Raw genomic sequence first — 25,021 nt, 5'->3', positions numbered from 1 at the left:
CTTTTCCGTTATTCTCTTTGAGATAATCTTATCGACTTTCTCCTGCGACCTGCAGTACATCGGACTGTTCCTTTAGGGTTTCTGAAAGAACGCCATCTGTCATTTTATATACTTTGTCGCAATAGCCAATAAGCCGAATATCATGAGTCACTACAATGGTTGTTGTTTGTTTCTGTTTGGTTACCTTTTTTAATAGATCCATCACTTCATAGGCACGGTCTGAATCTAGAGAGGCTGTAGGCTCATCAGCCAAGATAATTGAAGGATTGCTATATAGAGCCTTGGCGATAGCTACACGCTGGCGTTCCCCGCCGGATAAGTCAGATGGATATTTCATGAGTAAGTCAGCAATACCCAAGTCTTCGTATAATTGATTTCTCTCGCTTTTTGACATATTCCCTTTTTTTACTTTGTCCAATAGCTTTAATTGATTGGCCACGGATAAGAAGGGGACTAGGTTTGATGCCTGTAAGACAAAGCCAATTTCCTTGAGTCGAATTTGTGATCGTGCTTTTTCGCTTAAGACAGTTAAGTTGTGCCCATTAATTATGACATCACCTGAGGTTGGTGTTAATAATCCTCCTACAATCGTGAGAAAGGTGCTTTTTCCCGACCCCGATGGACCAATGATTGCGATTAACTCACCTCGATTGGCAAGGAAATCTGTTTCCTTTAAGGCTTCCACTTTCTTATGACCGCTTCCAAAGCTTTTCATTACCTGATGTAACTCTAATACTGCCATGTTTTATTCTCCTATCGCTTTCAATGGATCAATGCGAACAATGGTTAAGACTGAAAATACGGCACCAGCAATGGCAACAACCATCAAAATAAACCCGTAGAATATCATTAAGGCTAGGTCAAATGAAACAGGAACCGCTGCTGGTAGAAAAGCTCCTGATATGAGTGTTAAGGCCAATCCAATGGCTGTCCCGATGAATGCTAAAATAAAGGTTTGCGCCACAACAGACCAAGATAAATAAGTGCTGGAAATACCTTGTGCCTTCATGACCCCGAACATGCTTATCTTCTGAACAGTTAACACATATAAGAAAATGGCTACAATAATGGATGAAATAGCAAAAAGGAAGTAAATCATGAAATTTAGAGTGAGTTTCTGTTCAGTATAGCCAGGTAAGCTTTGGATAAATGATTCAATTTCAATGGTGTCAAGCTCATCATTTTGAGTAAGGTTTGAAATCGTGTCATCTTGAACAACAATTCCGTTTATCTGATCCTTTTTCTGATCTGCTGCTTCACCAAATTTAACTTGCTGGAAGGTTTCAAGGCTGGTATATAGAACGGGTGCAGCATTAAATCGAGCTTTGTCTGTAAATCCAACAATCGTTAGTTGCTGATCACTGGAGGACAAGGATAATCTGTCGCCTAAATCGAAACCGTCCTCTTTAAGTGAATCGCTGGCAATCACTTCATTTGCCTTTTCAAAGGTCCTTCCTTCTATCACATTCGGTACAAGAAATTCGTCTTTGTTAATACCAAAGAGAGATATATTTTGCTTGTTATCTCCGTTGCTGGCAATGGCACTCAGTTGACCAATTACAGCTGTTTCATTTGCTTTAATGTCTTTTAGCTGCTCGCTTGACATGAAAGATTGATACAAACTTTTATCTGATTCCTCTGTGAGGATAATGGCTGATGCCTCCCACTTATCAACTGCCTCCCTATTCAGATTAGCAAGACCAGTTGCAAGTCCTGAGAGAAAAAATACCAGATAGGAAACTAGCATTAAAATTCCTGCAATCAAGGTGAAGCGAAGTTTATTCTTTTTAATTTCCTGCCATGCTAAAAACAAAATATCACTCCTTTTCCTAATCTCTCCTAATTTTAAATATTGAACTTATAGTTGATTATGAGCGCTAATGGATTTTTTGTCAATGGTTTGTATAATCATTATATGATAAACTTTATACAAAAAATAAGGGCATTTTACTATAAAAGAATTTATTTGTACAATGTTTGCAAGAGGAATGTTGTACAAGTAAGGAGGGTTCGTTATACTAAAGGGATTACAAAGGTTGGACAAGGGATTAAGGAGATGAAATCGATGATTGAATCCGACGACAATGGATTATTTACGATTCAACAAGTTGCAGATATCACTGGATTATCAAAACAAGTAATTAGAAAGTGGGAAGAACGATATGGCTTTGTTCAACCAAAGCGGCTGGATAATGGTTATCGAATATATAGTCAACAGGATGTCAAAAAGCTTCTGCAAATCAAATTACTTTCGGAGCAAGGGCATTCACTGAAACAAGCGGCTCTTCTTGCAAAGGAGATAGATGAAGACATTGAAATACCGGTACAAATGGAGAAATTACCCTACAATGAGCAGTGGAATGAGTATATCTTCATGCTCCTTGAAAAAGGCAGCCGCTGTGATGAGATAGAATTAAATTTAACTTTACAACAAGCGCATCATCAACTAGGTCTAGAGAGTTTTCTGACTAATATCGTGGTCCCTTTCTTAAAAGAGGTGGGAAAAAGGTGGGAAAACCGTGAGTGGGATGAATACCAGGAGTCGGTTTCGAGCTTGGTTGTAAGGGACTTCTTGGTTCAAATCCGGCGAAACTATCCTTATCGGGAAAATGCCCCCTTTGTTCTTGGTGCATGTCTACCATATGAACATCATGAAGTACCGCTGCATTTAATCTTATTGCGGTTCATGATGAAGGGGTGGAAAACCCAGTTAATTGGGGCTTCTCCTGCTCCAGGGGCAATTGAATCATTAGCAGACAGATTAAAGCCGGATATAGTTTTGTTATCTGCTACCACCACTATACCCTTTGAAACCGATTCGGAACTGCTGCAGAGATTAGATGAATTCGCACAAAAGCAAGCTAATATGGCCTTCTATCTTGGAGGCCAAGGGGGAATTACCTATTCTCCTGACTATAAACTTAGGGCCATTATTGTGACAAATTCTATTGAGGATATTTTAAAATAAAACGGTACCTGATAAGAAAAAGAATATGCTCCAGGTATGGAAAGCAGCAGCATCTAACTATATGTACTAAAGATGACCCCCTCTCATTGTGGAGGGGGCTTTCGTATTTGATTGGGGAATTAGCTGGAATAACAGAAAATATAGCTTGCAATAAATCTCTATAAAAGGTTACTATATTGGTAGTAACTATAATTAATATGTTTATAGGAAGGGTGGGCTGCTTGAATTATAAGGTTTATCTATTATCTATTGTTTCATTTGTAGTCGGGATGGCAGAATTAATAGTTGGTGGGATTCTAGACACTGTTTCAGATGGCCTTGGTGTGTCTGTAAGTAAAGCTGGGGAACTGATTACTATTTATTCTCTTGTTTTTGCGCTTGCCTCTCCAGTATTGTTAACATTAACAGCCAAGGTGGAACGGAAAAAGTTATTTCTCTGGTCCTTATTAATCTTTTTTGGTGGAAATCTTTTGGCTTTTTTCAGTCCAAATTTCTTCGTTCTTTTTATATCAAGAATAATCTCGGCGGCTACCGGATCTCTTTTAGTCGTTTTATCTATAACCATTTCATCTACTATTGTGAAGGAAGAATATCGTGCAAGGGCCATTGGGATTATTATGATGGGGGTTAGCGGCTCATTAGTAATCGGAGTGCCGTTGGGCCTTGTCATTGGACAACATTTCGGCTGGCGCTCGCCATTTTTGTTTATTGCTATTCTTTCACTCATTTCCATGATAGGAATTATGTTGTTTTTTAAAAAAATGGAACCAAAACCTGTTATATCTTTAAGACAGCAATTGGAGACATTAAGGAAACCGAAGATTTTGTCTGCACAGCTGACATCTCTTCTGTTTTTAACAGGACATTTAACGTTATATGCTTATCTCACACCTTTTTTGCAAACAGCCTTACACTTAAATTCAACATGGATAAGTATTTTTTATTTCATTTTTGGTATTGCAGCTGTTTTTGGCGGTGGGCTTGGCGGATTTATGGCAGACAAATGGGGGTCGCAAAAGAGCATATTGGTGATAGTTTCAGTCTTTTGTCTTGTTTTATTTATCCTGCCGAAGGTCACTTTTTCAACCATTCTATTTGTAATTGTGATGATGGTATGGAGCATGTTAAGCTGGGCCATTACTCCAGCGCAGCAAAATTATTTAATTGAAACAACACCGGAGACTGCTGAGATACAGCAAAGTTTAAATAATTCAGCCATGCATTTAGGGATTGCGGCAGGATCTGTTATTGGTGGTTTGGTCATTAATCAGCAATCTGTGCTTCATAATGCATCCATCGGTGGGATTTTTGTCCTTCTCGCGTTAATTAGCGCTGTTTTTTCGATAACACGGGTACAGACATCAACTAAAGAGATTCATGAACTATAAACAAGGAGGTGAACGAGGTTTATAAAAGAGAATCTCTTTTATAAATCTTGATAAAATGAGTGTTCATATTAATGCTAAACAGGGAGAAATTGCTGAAAGTATTTTATTGCCTGGAGATCCTCTACGCGCCAAGTATATTGCTGAGACATTTTTAGAGGACGTATCCTGTTACAATGAAGTACGTGGAATGCTGGGCTTTACCGGGACATATAAAGGGAAAAGGGTATCGGTTCAAGGAACAGGCATGGGTCTTCCGTCTATTTCTATCTATGTGAATGAACTGATTCGTGAGTATGGAGTGAAAAATTTAATTCGCGTGGGTTCTTGCGGTGCAATTCAAAAGGATATGCATGTACGTGATGTAGTCCTTGCTATGACAGCTTCGACGGATTCAAATATCAATCGTCTGACGTTTCCAGGGATTGATTATGCTCCTTGTGCAAACTTTAATTTGCTGCATACTGCCTTTCAAATCGGAACGGAGCGGGGAATTGGTATCAAGGCAGGAAATGTATTGTCGGCGGATGTTTTCTACCGTGACAACATGGATCTTGTAAAAAAATTAGGCGATTATGGTGTGCTGGCAGTAGAGATGGAGACAACGGCATTATACACACTAGCTGCGAAATACGGCGCACAGGCATTATCCATTCTAACGGTCAGTGATCATATCTTTACCGGTGAGGATACGACAGCTGAAGAACGTCAGACAACGTTTGATGATATGGTTGTGATTGCGCTTGAAACATTGATAAAATAGCAAAAAAGGCAGGGATATTCTCTGCCCTTTTTGCTATTATAAGAGGAAAAACTTGCCCATCAAGAATACCATCTGTGCACGTGTTTTTAATAACGCAGACGCAACAATAGATGTTTGATTTCTTCATCTGCCATTAGTTGGTCCTCATATTTTTTAGTAATCTTCGTTAGTGCCACATCATGATAGAAAAACTCTAGGAAAAACTTAACGAATGGTTTTGATTTTGTAATCATGGCCTGCCATGCATCATTTTCTACACCAGCAAATAAAATCGTCTCCTCATCGATAATGATGAGGCGGTTTTTTTCTAATTTTGAATGTTCCTCGACGGGTGACAGACTATAGTAGGTAGATAAGGGAATTTGTTCTGTCGTCTCCCCAACGAAAAGTGCTTCTACTTTTACGCCAGCTTGTTCTTTTTCAATTAATAATGGCAAACAATCGGGAAGCTCGTCTGTCCAAACGGATATTTGAATGGAATGCTGTGCTTCTTGTAAAAGTTGTTTAAATTGCAGCTGAATGGAAGAGTCGACTTTTAAACTCCATACACGGTCATCCATGACGATTTTTTTAGAAGCATTGTTTTCTAAGTGTTTGATATGAGATTGAAACTCTTTTGTCAGCTTCTCTATGACTAGCTGTAGGGGTAAAGCCGTATAAAGCTTCTTCTTCTCTGAAACAGAATCTAAGACCATTCCTTTTTCAATCATTCTTGAAATCACTTCATATACTTTTGCCTTTGGTACCCCGGAATGCTTCACAATCATTGTTGCATCAAGCGGTTCCTGACTTGAGGATAGTACCTCATATACTTTACTTTCATATTGCGAAAACCCAAATTTCTGCAGCATAGCTCCAACCTCTTTTAGAATTTCAAATTAACTAAATGATTTACAATCTATCATAGGTGAAGAAGGATATTTTGTAAAATCACTCTTTGTGTCACCTCTATAGCGACTTAAAGTATTCACAAAGAATTCATGTATTTTTGAGTGAAAATCTATTTACTAATCAGGTTACTACTGTTATAGTAATCAATGTAATTAATGCATAAATCTTTTCTGGTTGTTAAATCTAGAGGATAGTAATTAACATTTTTTATAGAAAATGAAAACGTTCGCATACTGGACTTATTCCGGTAAAAATCGAATATTTCCACAGTTGTTAGGAGGAAATCATATGAGAATGGTTGACTTGATTGAGAAGAAACGTGATGGCTTTGAATTAACAAAAGAAGAAATTCAGTTTTTAATAAATGGCTTTACAAATGGAGAGATTCCAGACTATCAAATGTCGGCCTTTTCCATGGCAGTTTTTTTCAAAGGAATGACAAAGGAAGAACGAGTCTATTTAACAGAAGCAATGGTCCAATCTGGTGATCAAATTGATCTTTCTGGAATTGAAGGAATAAAAGTAGATAAGCACAGCACCGGTGGAGTCGGTGATACGACTACACTTGTATTGGCTCCTCTTGTTGCCTCTGTTGGAGTACCGGTAGCTAAAATGTCAGGCCGGGGCTTAGGACATACTGGCGGTACAATAGATAAATTGGAATCGATTAAAGGGTTTCATGTGGAAATTACAAATGATGAATTTATTGATTTAGTTAATAAGAATAAAGTGGCTGTCATTGGTCAAAGCGGCAACTTAACTCCAGCCGATAAAAAATTGTATGCACTAAGAGATGTTACGGCAACTGTGGATTCTATTCCTCTTATTGCAAGTTCAATTATGAGTAAGAAAATTGCTGCAGGGGCTGATGCAATTGTCCTTGATGTTAAAACAGGCAGTGGTGCGTTCATGAAGAGTCTTGACGATGCAAAGGAATTGGCCAAGACAATGGTTGACATTGGAAATGGTGTCGGCCGTAAAACAAAAGCAATCATTTCAGATATGAGCCAGCCACTTGGATTTGCTGTCGGAAATGCTCTTGAAGTGAAAGAAGCGATTGATACTTTGAATGGCCAAGGACCTGAAGATTTACATGAGCTTTGTTTGACACTTGGCAGTCATATGGTCGTATCGGCAGAAAAAGCAGCGGATTACCAGCAAGCCCGTGAAATGTTGGAAGAATCCATTCAAAATGGAAAAGCATTGGAAAGCTTTAAAACCTTCCTTGCTGCCCAAGGCGGAGATGCATCTGTTGTTGATGATCCTGCTAAGCTTCCAACAGCTTCATATACTATCGCTGTTCCTGCTAAACAGTCTGGATATGTGGCGGAAATTAGCGCTGAAACAATCGGAGTCGCTGCGATGGTACTAGGAGCGGGGCGAGCGACGAAAGAATCTGTTATCGATTTAGCAGTAGGTGTCGTGCTTCATAAAAAAGTCGGCGATCCTGTTCAAGCTGGAGAGGCTTTAGTAACTATTCATAGCAATCAGGAAAATGTCCAAGAGGCAATGGAGAAAATTTACTCTGCTTATCGTATAGTCGATGAAAAAGTAGAAAAACCTACGTTGATTTATACAGAAATCCAATAATTAAAAAGGGGATGGGAAAACATGTCAAAAAATGTAGCGGGAATGATTGATCATACATTATTAAAGGCAGATGCAACAAAGAATGAAGTAATGAAGCTGCTTGAAGAAGCAAAACAATACCAATTTGCCTCTGTTTGCGTTAATCCAACATGGGTGAAAACAGCAGCAGAATTTCTTCATGATACACCACAAGTGAAGGTCTGCACGGTTATTGGCTTTCCGCTTGGGGCAACAACATCAGAGGTAAAAGCCTTTGAAACAAAGAATGCGATTGAAAATGGTGCAACAGAAGTTGATATGGTCATTAATATTGGTGCCTTAAAGGACCAAGACTATGATGCTGTTGAAGAAGATATTAAAGCAGTAGTTGATGCGGCGAAAGGGAAGGCATTGACGAAAGTGATCATTGAAACCTCTCTTTTGACAGACGAAGAAAAAGTTAAAGCTTGTGAATTAGCAGTTAAAGCTGGAGCGGACTTTGTTAAAACATCTACTGGCTTCTCCACTGGCGGAGCGACTGCCTCAGATGTCGCTTTAATGAGAAAAACGGTTGGTCCTGATATTGGTGTGAAAGCTTCAGGAGGCGTTCGAAGTGTAGAAGACGCAGAAGCAGTCATCCAAGCCGGCGCTAATCGCATTGGGGCAAGTTCAGGTGTAAAAATTGTCAATGGTGAAGTATCAACCTCTTCATATTAAAAAATAGTAGATGGCTGGTCTAATGGCCAGCCCTGCTACTCAAATCATTTAGAACAGGAAGGATGACCAAACAATGGATATTCAAACATTACTTGATCAGGCGATAGAGGCTCGAAAAAAGGCTTATGCTCCCTATTCAAAGTTTCAGGTTGGTGCAGCTTTATTAACAAAAGATAACCAGGTTTTCCTTGGATGCAACATTGAAAATGCCTCTTACGGGTTAACCAACTGTGCAGAAAGAACGGCAATTTTTAAAGCGGTTTCTGAAGGCAGAAAGGAAATTGAAGCGATTGTAGTAGTAGGTGATACGGAAGGTCCTATTGCTCCTTGTGGTGCTTGCCGTCAGGTGATGGCTGAGTTTTGTGACAAGGATACAAAGATTATTTTAGCTAATTTAAACGGGTCTAAAGCTGAAACGACGATTGATCAATTATTGCCTGGCGCTTTTTCTTTAAAAGATTAACGAAACAAGTGAATGAATTTATACAGGATGGAAGCGGATACATCAACTTAAGAATTTAACACCATTTGGAGGACTAACGATGAAGTACATCATTGCGATCATCGGTTTACTTGTAGTTTTTGGATTAGCTTATGTGGTAAGTAGCAATCGAAAAGATGTCAAAATAAAGCCGATTATTCTTATGGTCATTATTCAATTAATATTATGTGTCTTATTACTAAATACTTCACTTGGTTTGGGACTAATCAAAGTGATTGCTAGTGTGTTTGGTAAATTGTTGGAATATGCAGGTGAAGGGGTAGCCTTTGTGTTTGGTGGCATTGCCAATGATGGACAAGCCCCGTTCTTTCTTAATGTTTTATTGCCAATTGTATTTATATCTGTTTTAATTGGAATCCTCCAGTATATAAAGGTATTGCCAATTGTTATGAAAGCGATTGGGTTATTACTTAGTAAAGTAAACGGCATGGGGAAATTAGAATCATATAATGCAGTGGCATCAGCTATGATTGGTCAATCTGAAGTGTTTATTACGGTGAAAAAACAGTTAGGTCTATTGCCGGCCAACCGCTTATATACCCTTTGTGCGTCGGCGATGTCAACGGTGTCTATGTCGATCGTTGGTGCGTATATGACAATGATTGAACCTAGATATGTAGTAACCGCACTTGTCCTGAACTTGTTTGGTGGATTTATTATCGCTTCCATTATTAATCCATATACGGTTGCACCAGAAGAAGATATTTTAGAAATCCAAGATGCAGAAAAGCAAAGCTTTTTTGAAATGCTAGGAGAGTATATTCTTGACGGCTTTAAAGTAGCGATCATTGTTGGTGCTATGTTAATCGGATTTGTTGCCTTGGTTGCTGCCATTAATAGTATTTTTCAGATGATTTTCGGTATTTCGTTCCAAGGAATGTTAGGCTATATTTTTGCACCTTTTGCCTTTATTATGGGTATTCCTTTCTCAGAGGCAGTTGAAGCGGGTGGTATTATGGCTACGAAGCTTGTCACGAATGAGTTTGTTGCGATGATGGATTTGGCAAGTATGAAGGAATCATTTAGCCCACGAACATTAGGAATTATTTCAGTGTTCCTTGTTTCCTTTGCGAACTTCTCTTCTATTGGGATTATTGCAGGTGCCGTAAAAGGTTTAAATGAGCAAAAGGGAAATGTTGTCGCTAAGTTTGGTTTAAAGCTATTATATGGTGCATCATTGGTAAGTGTATTATCATCCATCATTGTAAGTATGGTTTTATAATAAATTGAAAAAGCATTTTTTCATTCCTATATAGGAGTGAAAAATTGCTTTTCCTTATTTTAAGGAGGTGAATAAGGATTGTGGGAAACCTCCCATAATCTCTGAATATGAGCTTTGTAGGTTTGTTTCTTTCAGGTGCAGTATTGTTTCTGAATAGCTTGCTGATTGTTGGAAAAGCTGAAGCGAAAAGTGTTGGAGTATTTAACCTTTTTGTAGGAATGATTCAAGTCATTATTCCGTTTTATTTAATCATCACTTCAGAACAAAGCCATTGGGAGCTGTATAACTTTGCTTCTATCTTTTTGTTTGGACTGACGTATTTATATTTTGGCATTACTGCATTAATGGGACTAGATAGTAAAGGGCTTGGCTGGTTTTGTTTATGGGTAGTGGTTGTTGCGATTGTTTATACAGTTACAGCCATTGTTCACTTCCATGATGGGATTGGTGCCTTAACATGGGGAATGTGGGCGTTTCTTTGGCTGCTATTCTTTTTATCTAATACCCTGCAAATGAAAATTGACCATTTTCTTGGCAAGGTTGCTTTTATACAGTCATGGGTCACATTAACAATCCCGTCCCTTTTATATTTTATGGGTATATGGAATACACCGATTGTCAATCAAATATGGTACGTTGTCATGATCGGCTCGATTGTATATTTTGCTATCGGTTTGTTTAAATTAAAGATTTCAATCATACTACCCGCAAGTGGAAAAACGTAAAGTGTAATGATCCATGATGATTTGGAATTTTTTGGAGTCGTTTCTTTTTTATAAAATCTAGGGGGATAAAAAAGATGGAAAAGAATATGTTTAAACGAATTTTTCTAGTTGTAATGGATTCAGTTGGAATTGGGGAAGCTCCTGATGCGGAGGCATTTGGTGATAAGGGGTCTGATACACTTGGACATATTGCTGAAGAAATGAATGGGCTTCATATGCCTAATATGGCAAAACTTGGATTAAGTAATATTAAGCAGCTGAAAGGAATTGAAAAGGCCGAAAAACCTTTAGCAGTCTTCACAAAAATGGAGGAATCCTCTGCGGGAAAAGATACGATGACAGGACATTGGGAGATAATGGGTTTAAATATTCAAACTCCATTTCAAGTTTTTCCGGAGGGTTTTCCCGATGAGCTTATTCATGAATTAGAAACACGTACCGGCAGGAAAATCATTGGAAATATCCCTGCCAGCGGAACAGCCATTCTTGATGAACTAGGAGAAGAGCATATGAAAACAGGGGCACTAATTGTCTACACTTCAGCCGACTCTGTTCTTCAAATTGCTGCCCATGAAGAAATTGTTCCGCTTGATGAGTTATACCAAATTTGTAAAATAGCTCGTGAATTAACGCTCGATGAAAAATATATGGTGGGACGTGTGATTGCTAGACCTTTTGTAGGACAGCCAGGGGAGTTTAAACGGACTTCGAACCGCCATGATTATGCTTTAAAGCCATTTGGACGGACTGTGATGAATGAGTTAAAGGATTCAGGGCATGATGTGATTGCCATAGGAAAGATTTCAGATATTTACGATGGCGAGGGTGTTACGAAGTCACTCAGGACGATTTCAAATCAAGATGGAATGGATAAACTTATGGACACTTTATCGATGGATTTTACTGGTTTAAGCTTTTTAAATCTTGTTGATTTTGATGCCTTATATGGCCATCGCCGTGATCCCATTGGCTATGGAAAGGCACTAGAAGAATTTGATGTAAGATTGTCAGAAGTGCTTCCTAACATGAATGAAGATGATCTTCTCATTATTACAGCTGACCATGGGAATGACCCGGTTCACCCAGGCACTGATCATACAAGGGAATATGTTCCGCTCCTTGTCTATTCGAAGCGCATAAAGGAAGGCTTTGAGCTTCCTGTTAGAAAGACCTTTGCTGATATAGGGGCAACCGTTGCTGAAAACTTCCAAGTAAACATGCCTCATTATGGCACAAGCTTTTTAACTGACCTGAAGAGCAAACTTTCGTGATGCATCCAAATGGTTGCTTAATACAACCTAGTATTAAATAATGCAGAGGTGTAATGTATGAAAACAATCCTAATTACAGGGGCAGGTACGGGGTTGGGAAAAGAACTTGCCCTTGCTTATGCTGAAAAGGAGAATCGAATTATTTTGGTTGGAAGAACATCTTCCAGTCTAGATGAAGTTTGTCAAATGATAGAAAAGACAAATGGAAATGCGATAACCATTCCTTGTGATATAACAGATGCAAAGATGGTTGAACAAATGATCTCCCATTTGAATGAGACGGAAAACATTGACCAAGTGATTAATAATGCAGGCGTCGGTTACTTCGGCCCTCTCCAGGAAATCAAAGCCGATGAGATTAGCTCCATGATTGATACAAATGTAAAGGGAACGATTTATGTTACAAAAGCAATATTACCTGCTTTTTTAGAAAGAAATACCGGGAAAATCATGAACATTATTTCAACAGCTGGATTATATGGAAAGGTTCATGAAACAGCGTATTGTGCGAGTAAGTTTGCTATTCGTGGGTTTACGGAAGCATTAGTAAAAGAATTAGAGAATACATCTATTTCTGTTTCTGGTGTATATATGGGAGGCATGGATACCCCTTTTTGGGATGAAAATAACTTTGTAACCGACCGCTCAAGATTAAAGTCGGCAAAAGAAGTAGCATTAGAAGTTCTAAGAAGAGAAAATGAAACTGAATTGGTTATCGGACAATAGGTAAAGTATTGGCACCGTCCAGTTTGGAAGGTGCCTGATACTTTATAGAGAACAATCTCTTAACATCTCTTCGATTGCATAGGCTACCCCATGCTCAGTATTTCGTTTCGTTGTATACTTGCATAGCTCTTTAATTTCCTCCGCAGCATTTCCCATAGCAACGCCGCGTCCTACTTCCTCAAGCATGCTCTTATCATTTAAATTGTCCCCAAGAGCCATGACATCCCTCATGTCAATTCCCATACTATTCACAAGTTCTTTCAAAGCCAGTCCTTTCTTTGCATCTGGATGGTTGAATTCAAGATTCATGTGGCCGGAGGATGTAATAATCATCCCAGGTTCATTTTTTAGCTCATTATATGCCTCCGCTAACTTCTTTTCATCGAGAGAAAAACTGAGTACTTTATAGATCGTGTTATTTTCGTTGGAAATTTGCTTTTCAAGGTTATCGGTGAATTGCACATTTTCATCTTGAAAACGCCTCTCCACAACATGGCGAATTTCTTCTTCTGTGGAGTTAGGCATAACGTTTTTAAACATCTGAATGGCTACGTCCATGAAATTATCTTTTCCAGAGGAAAGTACGCTGTTTTCCATAAAAAGCTCTGTATACATTTCCGCCTTTTGGCAAACTGACACAATTTTGCGACAAACTGCTGCATCCATAGGGATATTGCGAATTAACCTCCCATTTATGTCATATGCAGCAGCACCATTTAGACATATAATTGGACACAAAATTCCTGCTTTTGTAAGGATTCTTTTTGCAGAATCATACGATCTGCCTGTTGCCACAACAAAGGTCAGTCCTTTTTCTTCTGCTTTAATAATCGCTTGGATATTTTCTTGACTGATTTCTCCTATTTCATTTAAAAGTGTTCCATCTAAATCCGATGCAATTAGTTTCATTTTAGTTACCTCGTTTGCTATGTTCATTTTGCCACAACTATATCATAAAAATAACAGAATGAATAACTGACAAAGGGTCCTGTTCAATTAGTGACAGGACCCTTATTTCTAAATATTAAGGGAGATAGTATCTTTCTTAAATAAATTTTTGTGGCGAAAAAATTTTATTAAGATAATGAACCATTTGGTTAAGCAGAGTCATATCTACTATGTATTTCGATTGATGGACTATATCAATATAATCATAACCTGGAACTTGGCGAATCTGAGGAATGTATTGGTAGGGGCAACCCTTGAATTCAAATGTGGGGCTTTTGACAAATAGAAGGGAAAATTCTAGCAATAAAGCTTTTGTGAGAAAGTTTTCACTGGGAAAGCAGGGAGAGTATTAATATAGTTGAATGGGGCAGAAGAAATAATCCAACGAGAATGGAAAATAATAATAACTGAACGATTCACTGCCCCCCTTTCTATATAAAAAATAAGTTACACTATTGTTATTATTTATCTATGCGGTTTATAGATTGAGAGATAGCTGCAGGCACTTTTGCAGAAGAGGGAGTGTTTTCTGCTTCCGATTTAGCGGATGTATCTTTTGTTAAATGATTTATTACTTCTTTATTTTGATAGTTCATGATAAACCTTACCATGATAATTCCATAGATGATGATTCCAACTAATATTGGATACAGGATTATATCAATCACTTTATCACCTTCCTTTAGCTTCTTTACTGTAGCATATGCTTTTGGAAGGGACACGCGTAGGAAAACGGAGAAAATGTGCTTTCATCATAACACCAAAGGGAAGATGTACAAATAGAGCAGCAACCAATCTTTTCTGCTGCATGATTTTAAAGAGCAAAACAAAAGCGCTTAGATATCCAAGCGCTTTTGTATATATAATTATTAAATTTTTCCTACAAGGTCTAGGCTTGGCTTAAGTGTTTCGGAGCCTTCCTGCCATTTTGCCGGGCAAACTTCACCAGGATTGTTACGAACATACTGTGCTGCCTTAATTTTATTAATAAGTGTGCTTGCATCACGGCCAATTCCGTCTGCGTTAATTTCAAGAGCTTGGATAACGCCGTCTGGATCAATAATAAATGTTCCGCGGTCAGCTAGTCCCTCTTCTTCAATCAGTACATCAAAGTTACGTGAGATTTGGTGTGATGGATCACCAATCATTGTGTAAGTAATTTTTCCAATTGCTTCTGATGTATCATGCCATGCTTTATGAGTGAAATGGCTGTCTGTTGAAACGGAATATACCTCAACACCAAGTTCTTTCAGTGCTGGATATTGTGTTTGCAAGTCTTCAAGTTCTGTAGGGCATACAAATGTAAAGTCTGCAGGGTAGAAGCAAACAACACTCCATTGACCTTTAAAATTTTCTTCTGTTACTTCAATAAACTCCCCATTTTTATATGCAGTTGCTTTGAATGGTTGTACTTCTTTTCCGATTAGAGACATAATGTATTTCCTCCTAGTATATATGGGTAATGAACTTTAGTTTGTTTTGATTAGAATGATTCTAATTCAATAATTATTATTATATAAATTACACGAAGTGTCAACCATTTAATTTAAAGTTATTTTAAATAAGTAATTATTATCATTATATAGGAAATAGCGATGAAAGGCTCTATGGGGAAGGCTGGAGATGTAAAGTGGTTTGTTAATAAGAGGAAAGGAAGGGGATGCTAATAATACATTCTCTAATTTATTCCACGATATTACAGCAGAGTCTGTTTTAGAAATAGTTGAGAGTTGGTTTATAAGGTGGTGAAACAAGTAGGCTCAGCCTGATTGCCCTTACTTATTTGTCCTATTCTTTGCTGCTAATGGAGAATCAGGCGTATGAGGAGCACTGATCACATCTATATCACATAAGTTGAGAGGTCCGGGATGTTTACATGGTTATGAATGTAGGGTTAATACTTTAAAGGTATTTGTTATTTTTTCTTGTTGCAGGCAACAAACTGCTAGCAGGAGGGGAATAGTCTAAGTTGGTATACTAATGACGCTAATAAACAAGCCTTTTTATTGTATGAATATCATCTTTAGCTGACTTAGAGTTCGGATTAAGGATTAGCTTCAGCCAGATTTTAGAGATGGTTCGATTACGCTCTTTTTTACTATCAACAATAAACGTAATTGGCTTATTCTTGAGGGCATTACTTTGGATGAGAAGATTGGCATTTTCTAATAAATAGTGAATATTAACTTGCTGATTATGATTAAATAATTTAATTACTTCAATAGAAGGGTCAAAGGAGAGAGAATCCTGATCTTTAATTCGCATATCTACAATTGTACTGTTTTTAATTTGAACTTCGTTGAGGTAACTTTGATTGATGACATGGATGGGTAGACTCTTTTCCACTACCTTGAGAGAAAATCGGCCATTTTGCTTTTTAATCGTTAGGCTTAGACGTTTTACATAATTGCATGCATAGATTCCCCACTCTGTTAATAAAGCAAGTAATAGGCTAGCAACTGGAGCAAGGATAAGAGGCTTCAATACAAAGTCTACCGGGTTAAAGCTCATATTCCATATATAAACATTGAAATAGTTAAGAACAGCGAAAGGGATTAACATACTTGAAATGAGATAAAGAACAACCGATTCCATTTGAAGGTCTTTTTTAGAATTGTTAGTCATTTCTATCAGCTCCCGTTATATTTTTCCTAATTGTAACATAGAGGCAATGCTTTTATGATAAAAACCGTTATTCAAATTCCTTCATTCATAGATAAGAATCTGCATTAAATCCTTGAAATAAGAATGCATTTTGTCTAAGAATGAGTAGAAGAAGCGAATAAGTAAAGTTAACGGAGATAGATTAGTGATAATTCTTAAAAAATGTAGATAGATAGGTTTGAATTGTCGTAGAAGGGAGAATGAAGTGATTATTAGTCAGGGAGTTCGAGAAATGTCCAAGAAGAAAAAGAAAGAGCGGTATGGGGAATATGTATGGAACAGAACCGTACCATACCAGATAGCCGGAAGTATTGGTACGGCATTTGTAGTATTAAACGATGGTCAGATACTATTTTCTATAAAAACTACAGGTAAAAAGGGTTTGAAATTTCATATAGTCATAGATTAATTTAGCTTGTCTTCCTTCTTTTGTATGAGGGTTTATTTTATGGCGGAGGCTGTGGAGGAATTCCTGATCACATTCACAGCGGTTGTGATGCTTTCTGTAACATCTATCATGCCGTTTGCATAAGGCATCAAGCTCATTAATAGGAGCACCAGGACCGTTACACCCAGGCCCGCACCAATTATAGCCGGGAAAAACGCAAAATCCAGACCCTCTTTGTTTATATCGCGACAAAACTATTTCCTCCCTTCTATTATTTAATATAGTACAATCTATTCAATCCTAGCTCATATTGTATAAGCCACTATCCATATAAAGTAAAACTTCCATCAGTAGGAGTTCTACTGCCCGTTAAGAGTGAGAGAAAAATAAAAGGCGTCAGGCACCATAAAAGGACAAAGTACTAGGTACTGTCCATTTGTGGTGCCTGACACCTTTTGACTGCGCTTATTTTTCTATTACTTCTTTTGAAGGTTTAAAGATGATAAATTTGCTGGCAAAGTAATTGAAGATAACGACGAACACATTGGCAACGATTTTGGCCAGCAGGCTGTCGACTAGAAAGATTTCTACAAGAAGAATCATTGTAAATAAATCTAACAGATAAGAAAGCAGTCGAAAAAATAGAAAGGACATAAACTCTCTCATGACGGAGGAGAAGTTTGACTTTTTGCTATTAAACACATATAGCTTGTTGGTCACAAAAGCAAAAAGCACTGATAAGACCCAGGCAATAGAGGTTGCCATACGGTAATCCATCTCAATCAACCGGTTTATTACCCAAAAGCTAATAATGTTAACAGCTGTCGTCAAAACTCCGAAGATGAGATAGTTTATAATCTCGTTTCGTTTGTTCATGCTCTTCCTCTGTTCAAATGCCGGGCGAACTTATTTAGTTCATGAACAGGCCGATCCTGATTTAAAGCTTTTTCATTATTATATTCGTCAACAAAATATAATGGACGGTTTTTCGTTTCGTTAAAAATCCGGCCCAAATACTCTCCGATTATCCCTAATGAAATGAGCTGAATTCCCCCTAAAAATAAGACAACAGTCATTAAAGAAGGGTATCCAGCAACAGGCTCGCCAAATAGCAATGTTTTAGCGATAATCCAAATGATATAGAAAAAGGAAAAGAAGGAAATGATAAAGCCGCAAAAGGCTGATAATCGCAATGGTGTAGTTGTAAATGAAGTAACTCCTTCGATTGCCAGGTCCATTAAGCGGGAGTAATTCCATTTTGTTTCCCCTGCAGCCCGAGGATCACGGTCAAACAATATTTCCTTTTTATTGTAGCCGATCCAGCTGAACATTCCCTTCGTATATCTTTGTGCTTCACGAATTTGCTTCAGTGCCTCGACACATCTTCTATCGAGCAGGCGGAAGTCACCTGTATTTTCTTGAATTGGAATCCGGCTCATTTTTTGAAGCAGTTTATAGAATGTGGAAGAAGACCATTTTTTAAACCAAGTTTCACCGGTTCTTGACCTTCTTTTTGCATAGACATCATCATAGCCCATTTCCCAATATTTAATCATTTCCGGAATTAACTCAGGAGGGTCTTGCAGATCAGCGTCGATAATGATGACGCCGTCCCCTTTAGCATGATCCAAACCGGCAAGCATGGCAATTTCTTTTCCATAATTACGAGAAAGATTGACATAGGAGATCCTTTTATCCCGCTCTCTCATTTTTTTGATAATGGATAACGTATGATCTTTACTGCCATCATTCACAAATAGAATTTCAAATTGATATGCGGAGACACTTTTGATCACTTCTTTTAACCGGTCATATAATTTGTACAGTACAGCTTCTTCATTATACGCGGGTACAAGTATGGTTATCCTTTTCATTTTTATATGCTCCTTCGGAAATCGTCTAAATTCTCTTGCTAGCTGAAGGTTATTTCCTTAGTGCAGTGTAGTGATTGTTGCCTATCAACAACTTAGTATTTCCACCATTGGCAAATTGATACGTATTTCGACAAAAAAGATGACGTTTTCAGAATTATTCAGTATAATTCAAAGTTAGAAGCCATATAGGATGGTGAAGGGAAAAGTGAAGAAAATAACAGTTGAAAACTTAGTTAAAAGGTTTTCGTTGAAAGTATTAGCTGGAGAAGACCAGTTGCAGAAACCAATTACGCAATCAAGGGTGCATCGTCCCGGTCTGGAGTTTGTTGGTCATTTCGATTTTTTCCCTACAGAACGGGTACAAATTTTAGGAAAAAAAGAGGTTAACTATTTACATAAGTTAAGTCATGAGGAAAGAAAAATCCGCATTGGAAATATTGTTCATTATCATCCGCCTTGTTTTATTGTTACAGCTGGTGAAGAGGGGTTGACCTACTTGCGGCATCATTGTATAGAGGAAAAAATTCCCCTGTTAGTAACTAGAACGGTAGAAACAACCTCAGAGTTTATTCCAAAAGTGGATGCCTATTTAGTGAAGGAGTTGGCACCGGAAATTGCTATCCATGGTGTTTGTTTGAACGTATCAGGTATGGGGATTTTACTTCGAGGTAATTCTGGAGTTGGAAAAAGTGAGACAGCACACACGTTAATTGGCCGGGGTCACCGCCTTGTGGCTGATGATATTGTGGTACTTAAAAAGCTTAGTCCGCAAACCATTCTCGGTACCCATGATAAGAAGACAAAGGAATTTCTTGCACTTAGGAGTATTGGACTGTTAAATGTCGTCCGGATGTACGGGCGCAAGGCTTTTCAGGAAGAAACACGGATTGCTCTTGATATTCTTTTAACAAAATGGGAAAAAGACGCCTTGAATAACGAGTTGGAGCAGGAGCCTCAATTTACAGAGTATATGGGAGTGAAAATTCCATCGATTGAAATCCAGCTTCAGCCGGGACGAGATGTTGCGGGACTGATTGAAGCAGCCGCAAATAATTGGTATTTAAGACAGCAGGGCTATAGTGCTGCAGAAGAGTTTTTAAGCAGAATTGAAGCAGATTTTGCGGATCAGGAACTGAAATAGCTAGAATGAATGTTTCACGTGAAACATTCGTGTCAGGCACCACAAAAAGACAAATGACGTGCATTTGTCTTTTTGTGGTGCCTGACACTCTATATAGCAATAACTTCTGTGGCTAATAATATGGTCATCGTTATCCCTAATAGGATAACGAGAGAGATGGCTATCCTTTCTGCCTGACGAAACGTTTTTTTTGTTCTTTTCTCGCCTTTATAAAAGCAAACATTCCAATCCCGTAGATTATAAACGAGGCGGCAAGGTATAAGAGTCCGACGGAAAGTATGACGTAAAGGGAGTAAATGATTCCAACGATAGAGATGATCATACCTTTTGTACCTAACTTATCCTGCAGGCAAACCTTCATGGCATATAAGGCAGAAAGCAGGTAAGGCACGAGAATAAGGTAGTTGCAAGTAAAAGGACCATATTATATACATTTTGCAGCTTGGACGATAACAGGACAAGCAGGAATAATTGGGAGATTCCATTTGTAATGAAAAGTGCATTTGTCGGAACACCAATGTTGTTTGTTTTTACAAATATTTTTGGCAGAATGCCTTCTTTTGCAGCTATATAAGGAAGCTGTGAAGCGAGCATGACCCAGCTGATTAGTGCTCCAAGCAGCGATATAAGAATGCCTGTCTTGACAATAACAGCTCCGGCATCACCGATTACAGTATTCCCTAAAACAGTTGCAAGCGGTGTCCCTGATTGAGCAAGTTGTTCAGCGGGTACAACCCCCATTGAAACCACTGAAATAGCAACATAGATGGTTAATGTAATTAATAGGCTGATAACTGTTGCTTTTCCAACAATCTTTTGTGATTCTGCTTTTTCAGCTAGAATCGTTGAAGCCTCCACTCCAATAAAACACCAGAGGATACCCCCCATTGCACCGTTGATTTGGGCAAATAATGTTGTGGCTGTTGCTCCTGAAGATATTATTATTCTCGATAAACAGAGTGAGGGAATCTAGTTATTTACGCCAGATATAGTTATTTTGGTACATATATTTCCTTTTAATTTTGAGATAAGGAAATAAAACTAAATTTATTTTATATTTAAGTGATTCTAGTTTATTATGGAAGAATGACAGGAATCTTTTAGCAAATACAATGCTCATAATGAGTTTAAGAAATTAAAGGAAGGTAGTTATGATAGAAGAGAATATTACAAGAATCCATATGGATGGCAAGGAGTTTATCCTGATTGGAACAGCACATGTGTCTAAGCATAGTGCACAGCAGGTGAAGGAAGTAATAGAGGCTGAAAAACCAGACTCTGTCTGCGTTGAGTTAGATGAACCAAGATATCAAGCAATAACGGAAGGCAATAAGTGGAGTGATATGGATATCTTTAAGGTTATTAAAGAAAACAAGGCCACATTACTTTTGATGAATCTGGCTCTTTCCTCATTTCAAAAACGGATGGCTGCCCAATTTGGAATTAATGCGGGTCAGGAAATGATTCAGGGAATTGAATCAGCTAAAGAGGTTGGAGCAAGTCTGGTTTTAGCTGATAGGGATATTCAAATTACCTTTTCCCGCATTTGGCATAATGTTGGCTGGTGGGGGAAAATGCAGCTGATTACGCAGATTGTTTACAGTATTTTCAGCAAGGAAACGATCTCCGAGGAAGAATTGGAAAAAATGAAATCACAGGATATGTTGAATACTGTTTTGAGCGAATTTACAGAAGGTTTTCCCCGACTGAAAACACCGCTTATTGACGAGCGTGATCAGTATTTGGCCCAGAAAATCAAAGAGGCCCCAGGTGAAAAAATAGTAGCTGTTTTAGGTGCTGCCCATGTACCGGGGATTAAAGAAGAAATACACAGGGAACATGATTTAAATTTAATTACGCAGCGCCCGCCTAAATCAAAAGTTCCAAAGGTGCTTGGCTGGGTCATCCCGATTCTGATTATCTCAATGATAGCCTATACCTTCTATGCAAATCCGTCTGCAGGGCTGCAGCAAACAATCAGCTGGTGGCTGTGGCATGGCGGCCTTTCAGCACTAGGAACAGCCATTGCTTTTGGACATCCGCTTACGATTTTAACAGCCTTTATTGCAGCACCCATTACTGCCTTGGATCCCATTACCGCAGCCGGTTGGTTTACAGGGATTGTCCAAGCTTATTTACGCAGACCGAATGTAAGAGATTTTGAAAAGCTTTCGGAGGATGTCTACAGTGTAAAAGGTTTCTGGAATAATAAGGTGACAAGGATTCTGCTGGTAGTTGTATTGGCTAATTTAGGAAGTGCCATAGGAACATTTATTGGTGGAATTGACATTGTCCGTTTATTCATTGATAACCTGTAAGCGGGCAGGTAGGCAGGGAGAGAATTATGTAATGAGAAGTTATCTCATTTTAGGAATGTGCACGCTTTTTATCATTCAATACTTTGCAGGTGCAGTTTGGCTGCAATATGTGGTTGTCTTGCTTTCACTAATGGCCTTTTTGGGAAGTGCGGGTAAGGCGGACCGGATTCCGCGCCTTCTCGGCCTCTTTATGATGAGTGCCGGAATCATTATTGAATGGAATAAAGGAACTGGTGTGGCAGGAATCAGCGAGGGAATCTTTTTAATCCTTCCTTTACTAAGTCTAATAACGCTGGCCCCTCTTTTGGCTATTCCGTTAAGACTCGGAGGATACTTTAAGTCTGTTTCCCGTTTGCTGTATAATCTGCTGCACCACCCGCAAAAATTATATGCCGGAATTACAGGAACGTTGTTTATCGTCAGTCCGATATTAAATTTGGGGTCTGTCAGAATCATTAATGAATTCTTGGAGGATTTGAAGCTTCCATCGGTCATGTCGGCAAAAAGTTATATTGTTGGATTTTCAACGGCACTTATGTGGTCTCCTTATTTTGCATCCGTTTCACTTGTTCTTCATTATTTACATGTACCATTTAAAGATTATGTTATTTATGGAATGGGAATCTCTATTCTTTCATTAGTAGTTGGAAATGTATTCTTTGTGATTTGGGAAAAACGTAATCCTATAGCAAAGGAGCAAACAACAATACAGCGAATGGAAAAGAAGCATCGCAAAAAGCTGATGGAGCTAATCCTGTTTGTTATCTTATTAATGATTATGTGTTTATTCATTGAGAGTTTGACGAAATGGTCTATGATTGTCATTGTCTGTCTTATTTCTATTTTTGTTCCATTGATCTTTATAGCTGTTACCTTTAAGTGGAAGCAAGCAAAGCCGCTATGGGTGGACTTCCGTGACCGGGCAGTACCTATGATGAATAATGAGATTATGCTATTTATGAGCGCAGGAATGCTGGCCTTTGCCTTAAAAGGCACAAATGTCATGAACGGGGTCAGTCAGTTTCTAAAGGTCTTGGCAAATCAGTCCTTTTTCTTATTTGCTTTAGCCGTCCTGCTGATTGTCTTTTGTCTGACTTATATTGGGATTCACCAAATTGCTGTTGTCGGTGCGCTCGCTATGCAATTAAATCCGGCCGAACTTGGAATTAATAGTATTGCTTTGGCCTTCATTTTGTTATTAACCTGGTATATCTCGACTGCACTAAGTCCCTTCTCAGGTCTAAACTTAATGGTCAGCCGCTTTTCGCATCTTTCTGGTGTCCAAGTTGGACTGAGGATTAATGGATTGTATATTTTGACCGTTGTTACAATCGGCGTTGCCGCCATTTCCTTTTTGTAATGATAGATTGATAATTTAGTAGTAGATTAGATATAGAGATAAAGAGTTTAATATTTAATGAGAAAGAGAAATTCATTTAATGGCAGTGAATTTCTCTTTTTTATATTGAATTAGGGCGTCAGGCACCACATATGGACGAAATCATGTTTTTGTCTTTTTGTGGTGCCTGACACCTTTTTTTACTTTCTACTATTAAAATGTGATTTGAGTCCTCTTTTTCATGACAGGAAATGATGTAAGATGATTGCAGTTGATAACAACTTTCATTACAGCTTAGGAGGATTATTAATAGATGATGAATCATGTAGAACTAGCGAAGGATATTTATTGGGTAGGGAAAATTGATAATCGTGAGGTTCCTTTTCACCGATTAATTTTAGCAAAAGGGACGACTTATAATGCCTATCTAATTAAGTCAGAAAAGCCAACTGTGATTGATACAGTAGATATAGAGTTTGGCAGAGAATTTGTTGAATATTTAAGTGAACTAATTAACCCTCAGGAAATCCAGTATATTGTCATCAATCATACAGAGCCTGACCATTCAGGAGCCATGGCTGCGTTAGCGGGGAGAGCGCCAAATGCAACCATCGTCTGTACAGAGCCTGCCGTTCAGGAATTAAAAGAAATGTACAAACTCCACAGTCGTCATTTCCTTGTTGTAAAAGACGGAGATACATTGGATATCGGAGGGAAGACGCTGAAGTTTAAAGAAACTCCTTACTTGCATACGGCTGAAACGATGATTACCTATACTGTCGAAGATAAGATTCTATTCCCATGTGATATTTTTAGTACACATGTGGCCAGTGAAAAGATTTTTGCTGATGAAGCAGGCTTTGATATTAAGGATGATTTTGTCGGCTATTATAATGCGATTATCCATCCACACCGCAGATATGTTAGAACACTGATTGATGCACTGGAAGAGTTGGATGTTCAAATGATTGCTCCTTCCCATGGTTTTATTTTACGTGAAAATATCGGGCAATACATTGATCTTTACGCAACAATGAGTGCTGATACGGTCCAGGACAAAAAAGTAACGATTATCTATACAACCATTAAAAATAACACGAAAAAAATGGCGAACCACCTGCAGCGAATCTTTGAAGAAAACCAGATTCAAGCAACTGTATTTAATGCAGACAAATCAGAGAAAACGGAAATTATCGAAAGCATTAAAGAATCCGATGCAGTCTTTATCGGAAGCTCAACAAGATATGCTGATATGATTGGGAATCTGGAGGAGGTTCTTAAGGAACTGCCTGAGATGGACTTAGAAGGTAAAATTGGAGCAGCTTTCGGTTCTTATGGCTGGAGCGGAGAAGCGATTGAAGTCATTCAAGATTATTTGAACCAAACGAATATGGATGTACAAAGTACGTCTAAGGTAATTAAAACAACAGGAATGACGCATGTGGAATTTCCAGTCCGCGTGAGATTCTCACCAAAGGGTGAACAGCTAGCTAAGATTGAACATTCAGCAGGTTTTGTTGCCGATTTATTAAGAAGTGCCATATAAGATGGAATGTTTCACGTGAAACAAAGCTAACTGTTCAGATTGCAGAAAACTAAAAAGATGGTGA

Annotated in this window: 26 protein-coding genes; 15 read left to right on the top strand and 11 right to left on the bottom strand. The window is 38.3% G+C overall.

All coding sequences use genetic code 11. The features are described from left to right. Window positions 1-28: 28 nt before the first annotated feature. Both F4V44_RS23700 and F4V44_RS23695 read right to left on the bottom strand, forming a co-directional pair. Window positions 29-742 (bottom strand): ABC transporter ATP-binding protein, encoded by a 714-nt coding sequence (locus F4V44_RS23700; protein WP_150442481.1) that lies wholly within the window; start codon window positions 740-742, stop codon window positions 29-31. A gap of 3 nt (window positions 743-745) precedes the next feature. Further along, window positions 746-1,813, bottom strand: coding sequence for an ABC transporter permease (locus tag F4V44_RS23695; protein WP_150442480.1), 1,068 nt, complete (start codon window positions 1,811-1,813; stop codon window positions 746-748). 252 nt (window positions 1,814-2,065) lie between these two features. Here F4V44_RS23695 and F4V44_RS23690 point away from each other — a divergent pair, with 252 nt between their 5' ends. The 3 genes from F4V44_RS23690 (at window position 2,066) to deoD (ending at window position 5,116) form a co-directional block, all read left to right on the top strand. Continuing rightward, entirely contained in the window at window positions 2,066-2,968 is a 903-nt protein-coding gene (locus F4V44_RS23690) for a MerR family transcriptional regulator (protein ID WP_150442479.1), read from the top strand. Between the two features lie 203 nt (window positions 2,969-3,171). After that, entirely contained in the window at window positions 3,172-4,356 is a 1,185-nt protein-coding gene (locus F4V44_RS23685; protein ID WP_150442542.1) for an MFS transporter, read from the top strand. Window positions 4,357-4,411: 55 nt separating this feature from the next. Beyond that, entirely contained in the window at window positions 4,412-5,116 is a 705-nt protein-coding gene (gene deoD, locus F4V44_RS23680) for a purine-nucleoside phosphorylase (RefSeq protein ID WP_150442478.1), read from the top strand. Between the two features lie 86 nt (window positions 5,117-5,202). Here the strand turns inward: deoD and F4V44_RS23675 are convergent, their stop codons facing one another. Beyond that, window positions 5,203-5,967 carry a TrmB family transcriptional regulator gene (locus F4V44_RS23675; protein WP_150442477.1) on the bottom strand — a complete coding sequence of 255 codons (765 nt, stop codon included), beginning with the start codon at window positions 5,965-5,967 and terminating at the stop codon, window positions 5,203-5,205. 328 nt (window positions 5,968-6,295) lie between these two features. Here F4V44_RS23675 and F4V44_RS23670 point away from each other — a divergent pair, with 328 nt between their 5' ends. The 7 genes from F4V44_RS23670 (at window position 6,296) to F4V44_RS23640 (ending at window position 12,739) form a co-directional block, all read left to right on the top strand. Continuing rightward, window positions 6,296-7,597, top strand: coding sequence for a pyrimidine-nucleoside phosphorylase (locus F4V44_RS23670; protein WP_150442476.1), 1,302 nt, complete (start codon window positions 6,296-6,298; stop codon window positions 7,595-7,597). A 21-nt stretch (window positions 7,598-7,618) separates the two neighbouring features. Further along, entirely contained in the window at window positions 7,619-8,293 is a 675-nt protein-coding gene (gene deoC / locus F4V44_RS23665; RefSeq protein WP_150442475.1) for a deoxyribose-phosphate aldolase, read from the top strand. A 73-nt stretch (window positions 8,294-8,366) separates the two neighbouring features. Then, window positions 8,367-8,756, top strand: coding sequence for a cytidine deaminase (locus F4V44_RS23660; protein WP_150442474.1), 390 nt, complete (start codon window positions 8,367-8,369; stop codon window positions 8,754-8,756). A 79-nt stretch (window positions 8,757-8,835) separates the two neighbouring features. After that, the gene (locus tag F4V44_RS23655) at window positions 8,836-10,017 is read left to right on the top strand and encodes a NupC/NupG family nucleoside CNT transporter (protein ID WP_150442473.1); all 1,182 of its coding nucleotides are present in this window, start codon (window positions 8,836-8,838) and stop codon (window positions 10,015-10,017) included. A 107-nt stretch (window positions 10,018-10,124) separates the two neighbouring features. Further along, window positions 10,125-10,742, top strand: a complete 618-nt coding sequence (locus tag F4V44_RS23650; protein ID WP_150442472.1) for an AmiS/UreI family transporter — start codon at window positions 10,125-10,127, stop codon at window positions 10,740-10,742. Between the two features lie 74 nt (window positions 10,743-10,816). Further along, complete coding sequence (gene deoB / locus F4V44_RS23645; protein WP_150442471.1) at window positions 10,817-12,013, top strand: phosphopentomutase; 1,197 nt, start codon at window positions 10,817-10,819, stop codon at window positions 12,011-12,013. 57 nt (window positions 12,014-12,070) lie between these two features. Continuing rightward, window positions 12,071-12,739, top strand: a complete 669-nt coding sequence (locus F4V44_RS23640) for an SDR family NAD(P)-dependent oxidoreductase (protein WP_150442470.1) — start codon at window positions 12,071-12,073, stop codon at window positions 12,737-12,739. A 42-nt stretch (window positions 12,740-12,781) separates the two neighbouring features. Here the strand turns inward: F4V44_RS23640 and F4V44_RS23635 are convergent, their stop codons facing one another. From F4V44_RS23635 to F4V44_RS23620, 4 genes are all read right to left on the bottom strand, one after another. Continuing rightward, complete coding sequence (locus F4V44_RS23635) at window positions 12,782-13,648, bottom strand: Cof-type HAD-IIB family hydrolase (protein WP_150442469.1); 867 nt, start codon at window positions 13,646-13,648, stop codon at window positions 12,782-12,784. A gap of 500 nt (window positions 13,649-14,148) precedes the next feature. Then, on the bottom strand, window positions 14,149-14,355 hold the full coding sequence (locus tag F4V44_RS23630; protein WP_150442468.1) for a hypothetical protein: 207 nt from the start codon (window positions 14,353-14,355) through the stop codon (window positions 14,149-14,151). Between the two features lie 201 nt (window positions 14,356-14,556). Then, on the bottom strand, window positions 14,557-15,120 hold the full coding sequence (ahpC, locus tag F4V44_RS23625) for an alkyl hydroperoxide reductase subunit C (RefSeq protein WP_150442467.1): 564 nt from the start codon (window positions 15,118-15,120) through the stop codon (window positions 14,557-14,559). A 553-nt stretch (window positions 15,121-15,673) separates the two neighbouring features. After that, window positions 15,674-16,312: a hypothetical protein gene (locus F4V44_RS23620; protein ID WP_150442466.1), complete on the bottom strand. Its 639-nt coding sequence runs from the start codon at window positions 16,310-16,312 to the stop codon at window positions 15,674-15,676. Window positions 16,313-16,556: 244 nt separating this feature from the next. Here F4V44_RS23620 and F4V44_RS27610 point away from each other — a divergent pair, with 244 nt between their 5' ends. Next, complete coding sequence (locus F4V44_RS27610) at window positions 16,557-16,760, top strand: hypothetical protein (RefSeq protein ID WP_191090828.1); 204 nt, start codon at window positions 16,557-16,559, stop codon at window positions 16,758-16,760. Here the strand turns inward: F4V44_RS27610 and F4V44_RS28030 are convergent. The 3 genes from F4V44_RS28030 to F4V44_RS23605 form a co-directional block, all read right to left on the bottom strand. Further along, window positions 16,701-16,991, bottom strand: coding sequence for a phospholipase (locus F4V44_RS28030; RefSeq protein WP_150442465.1), 291 nt, complete (start codon window positions 16,989-16,991; stop codon window positions 16,701-16,703). The genes F4V44_RS27610 and F4V44_RS28030 overlap by 60 nt on opposite strands. Before the next feature lie 213 nt (window positions 16,992-17,204). Next, the gene (locus F4V44_RS23610) at window positions 17,205-17,615 is read right to left on the bottom strand and encodes a GtrA family protein (RefSeq protein WP_150442464.1); all 411 of its coding nucleotides are present in this window, start codon (window positions 17,613-17,615) and stop codon (window positions 17,205-17,207) included. Continuing rightward, window positions 17,612-18,613 (bottom strand): glycosyltransferase family 2 protein, encoded by a 1,002-nt coding sequence (locus F4V44_RS23605; RefSeq protein WP_150442463.1) that lies wholly within the window; start codon window positions 18,611-18,613, stop codon window positions 17,612-17,614. The genes F4V44_RS23610 and F4V44_RS23605 overlap by 4 nt, the downstream gene beginning before the upstream one ends. A gap of 205 nt (window positions 18,614-18,818) precedes the next feature. Between F4V44_RS23605 and hprK the strand changes: the two genes are divergently transcribed. Then, a complete protein-coding gene (gene hprK / locus F4V44_RS23600; RefSeq protein WP_150442462.1) occupies window positions 18,819-19,754 on the top strand; it encodes an HPr(Ser) kinase/phosphatase in 936 nt (311 codons plus the stop codon). A gap of 357 nt (window positions 19,755-20,111) precedes the next feature. On the opposite strand, the gene F4V44_RS23595 is transcribed toward hprK, so the two are convergent. Further along, on the bottom strand, window positions 20,112-20,693 hold the full coding sequence (locus tag F4V44_RS23595; RefSeq protein WP_223882021.1) for an amino acid permease: 582 nt from the start codon (window positions 20,691-20,693) through the stop codon (window positions 20,112-20,114). 212 nt (window positions 20,694-20,905) lie between these two features. Between F4V44_RS23595 and F4V44_RS23590 the strand changes: the two genes are divergently transcribed. The 3 genes from F4V44_RS23590 (at window position 20,906) to F4V44_RS23580 (ending at window position 24,957) form a co-directional block, all read left to right on the top strand. Beyond that, window positions 20,906-22,072, top strand: coding sequence for a TraB/GumN family protein (locus F4V44_RS23590; RefSeq protein ID WP_150442460.1), 1,167 nt, complete (start codon window positions 20,906-20,908; stop codon window positions 22,070-22,072). 31 nt (window positions 22,073-22,103) lie between these two features. Continuing rightward, window positions 22,104-23,432, top strand: a complete 1,329-nt coding sequence (locus tag F4V44_RS23585; protein ID WP_150442459.1) for a hypothetical protein — start codon at window positions 22,104-22,106, stop codon at window positions 23,430-23,432. Window positions 23,433-23,724: 292 nt separating this feature from the next. Then, complete coding sequence (locus F4V44_RS23580) at window positions 23,725-24,957, top strand: FprA family A-type flavoprotein (RefSeq protein WP_150442458.1); 1,233 nt, start codon at window positions 23,725-23,727, stop codon at window positions 24,955-24,957. The last annotated feature ends 64 nt before the right edge of the window (window positions 24,958-25,021 follow it).

The organism is Niallia endozanthoxylica (genome assembly GCF_008710145.1).
Classification (GTDB): domain Bacteria; phylum Bacillota; class Bacilli; order Bacillales; family Cytobacillaceae; genus Bacillus_BD; species Bacillus_BD endozanthoxylica.
The sequence above is the reverse complement of the archived record's forward strand: the minus strand, read 5'-3'. Positions and strand labels throughout refer to the sequence as shown.

Excerpts from the sequence above, each read along its gene's own strand:
- F4V44_RS23700 (WP_150442481.1), bottom strand. The coding sequence starts at position 742 with ATGGCAGTATTAGAGTTACATCAGGTAATGAAAAGCTTTGGAAGCGGT.
- F4V44_RS23690 (WP_150442479.1), top strand. The coding sequence starts at position 2,066 with ATGATTGAATCCGACGACAATGGATTATTTACGATTCAACAAGTTGCA.
- deoD (WP_150442478.1), top strand. The coding sequence starts at position 4,412 with ATGAGTGTTCATATTAATGCTAAACAGGGAGAAATTGCTGAAAGTATT.
- F4V44_RS23675 (WP_150442477.1), bottom strand. The coding sequence starts at position 5,967 with ATGCTGCAGAAATTTGGGTTTTCGCAATATGAAAGTAAAGTATATGAG.
- F4V44_RS23670 (WP_150442476.1), top strand. The coding sequence starts at position 6,296 with ATGAGAATGGTTGACTTGATTGAGAAGAAACGTGATGGCTTTGAATTA.
- deoC (WP_150442475.1), top strand. The coding sequence starts at position 7,619 with ATGTCAAAAAATGTAGCGGGAATGATTGATCATACATTATTAAAGGCA.
- F4V44_RS23660 (WP_150442474.1), top strand. The coding sequence starts at position 8,367 with ATGGATATTCAAACATTACTTGATCAGGCGATAGAGGCTCGAAAAAAG.
- F4V44_RS23655 (WP_150442473.1), top strand. The coding sequence starts at position 8,836 with ATGAAGTACATCATTGCGATCATCGGTTTACTTGTAGTTTTTGGATTA.
- F4V44_RS23650 (WP_150442472.1), top strand. The coding sequence starts at position 10,125 with ATGAGCTTTGTAGGTTTGTTTCTTTCAGGTGCAGTATTGTTTCTGAAT.
- deoB (WP_150442471.1), top strand. The coding sequence starts at position 10,817 with ATGGAAAAGAATATGTTTAAACGAATTTTTCTAGTTGTAATGGATTCA.
- F4V44_RS23640 (WP_150442470.1), top strand. The coding sequence starts at position 12,071 with ATGAAAACAATCCTAATTACAGGGGCAGGTACGGGGTTGGGAAAAGAA.
- F4V44_RS23635 (WP_150442469.1), bottom strand. The coding sequence starts at position 13,648 with ATGAAACTAATTGCATCGGATTTAGATGGAACACTTTTAAATGAAATA.
- ahpC (WP_150442467.1), bottom strand. The coding sequence starts at position 15,120 with ATGTCTCTAATCGGAAAAGAAGTACAACCATTCAAAGCAACTGCATAT.
- F4V44_RS23620 (WP_150442466.1), bottom strand. The coding sequence starts at position 16,312 with ATGACTAACAATTCTAAAAAAGACCTTCAAATGGAATCGGTTGTTCTT.
- F4V44_RS23610 (WP_150442464.1), bottom strand. The coding sequence starts at position 17,615 with ATGAACAAACGAAACGAGATTATAAACTATCTCATCTTCGGAGTTTTG.
- F4V44_RS23605 (WP_150442463.1), bottom strand. The coding sequence starts at position 18,613 with ATGAAAAGGATAACCATACTTGTACCCGCGTATAATGAAGAAGCTGTA.
- F4V44_RS23590 (WP_150442460.1), top strand. The coding sequence starts at position 20,906 with ATGATAGAAGAGAATATTACAAGAATCCATATGGATGGCAAGGAGTTT.
- F4V44_RS23585 (WP_150442459.1), top strand. The coding sequence starts at position 22,104 with ATGAGAAGTTATCTCATTTTAGGAATGTGCACGCTTTTTATCATTCAA.
- F4V44_RS23580 (WP_150442458.1), top strand. The coding sequence starts at position 23,725 with ATGATGAATCATGTAGAACTAGCGAAGGATATTTATTGGGTAGGGAAA.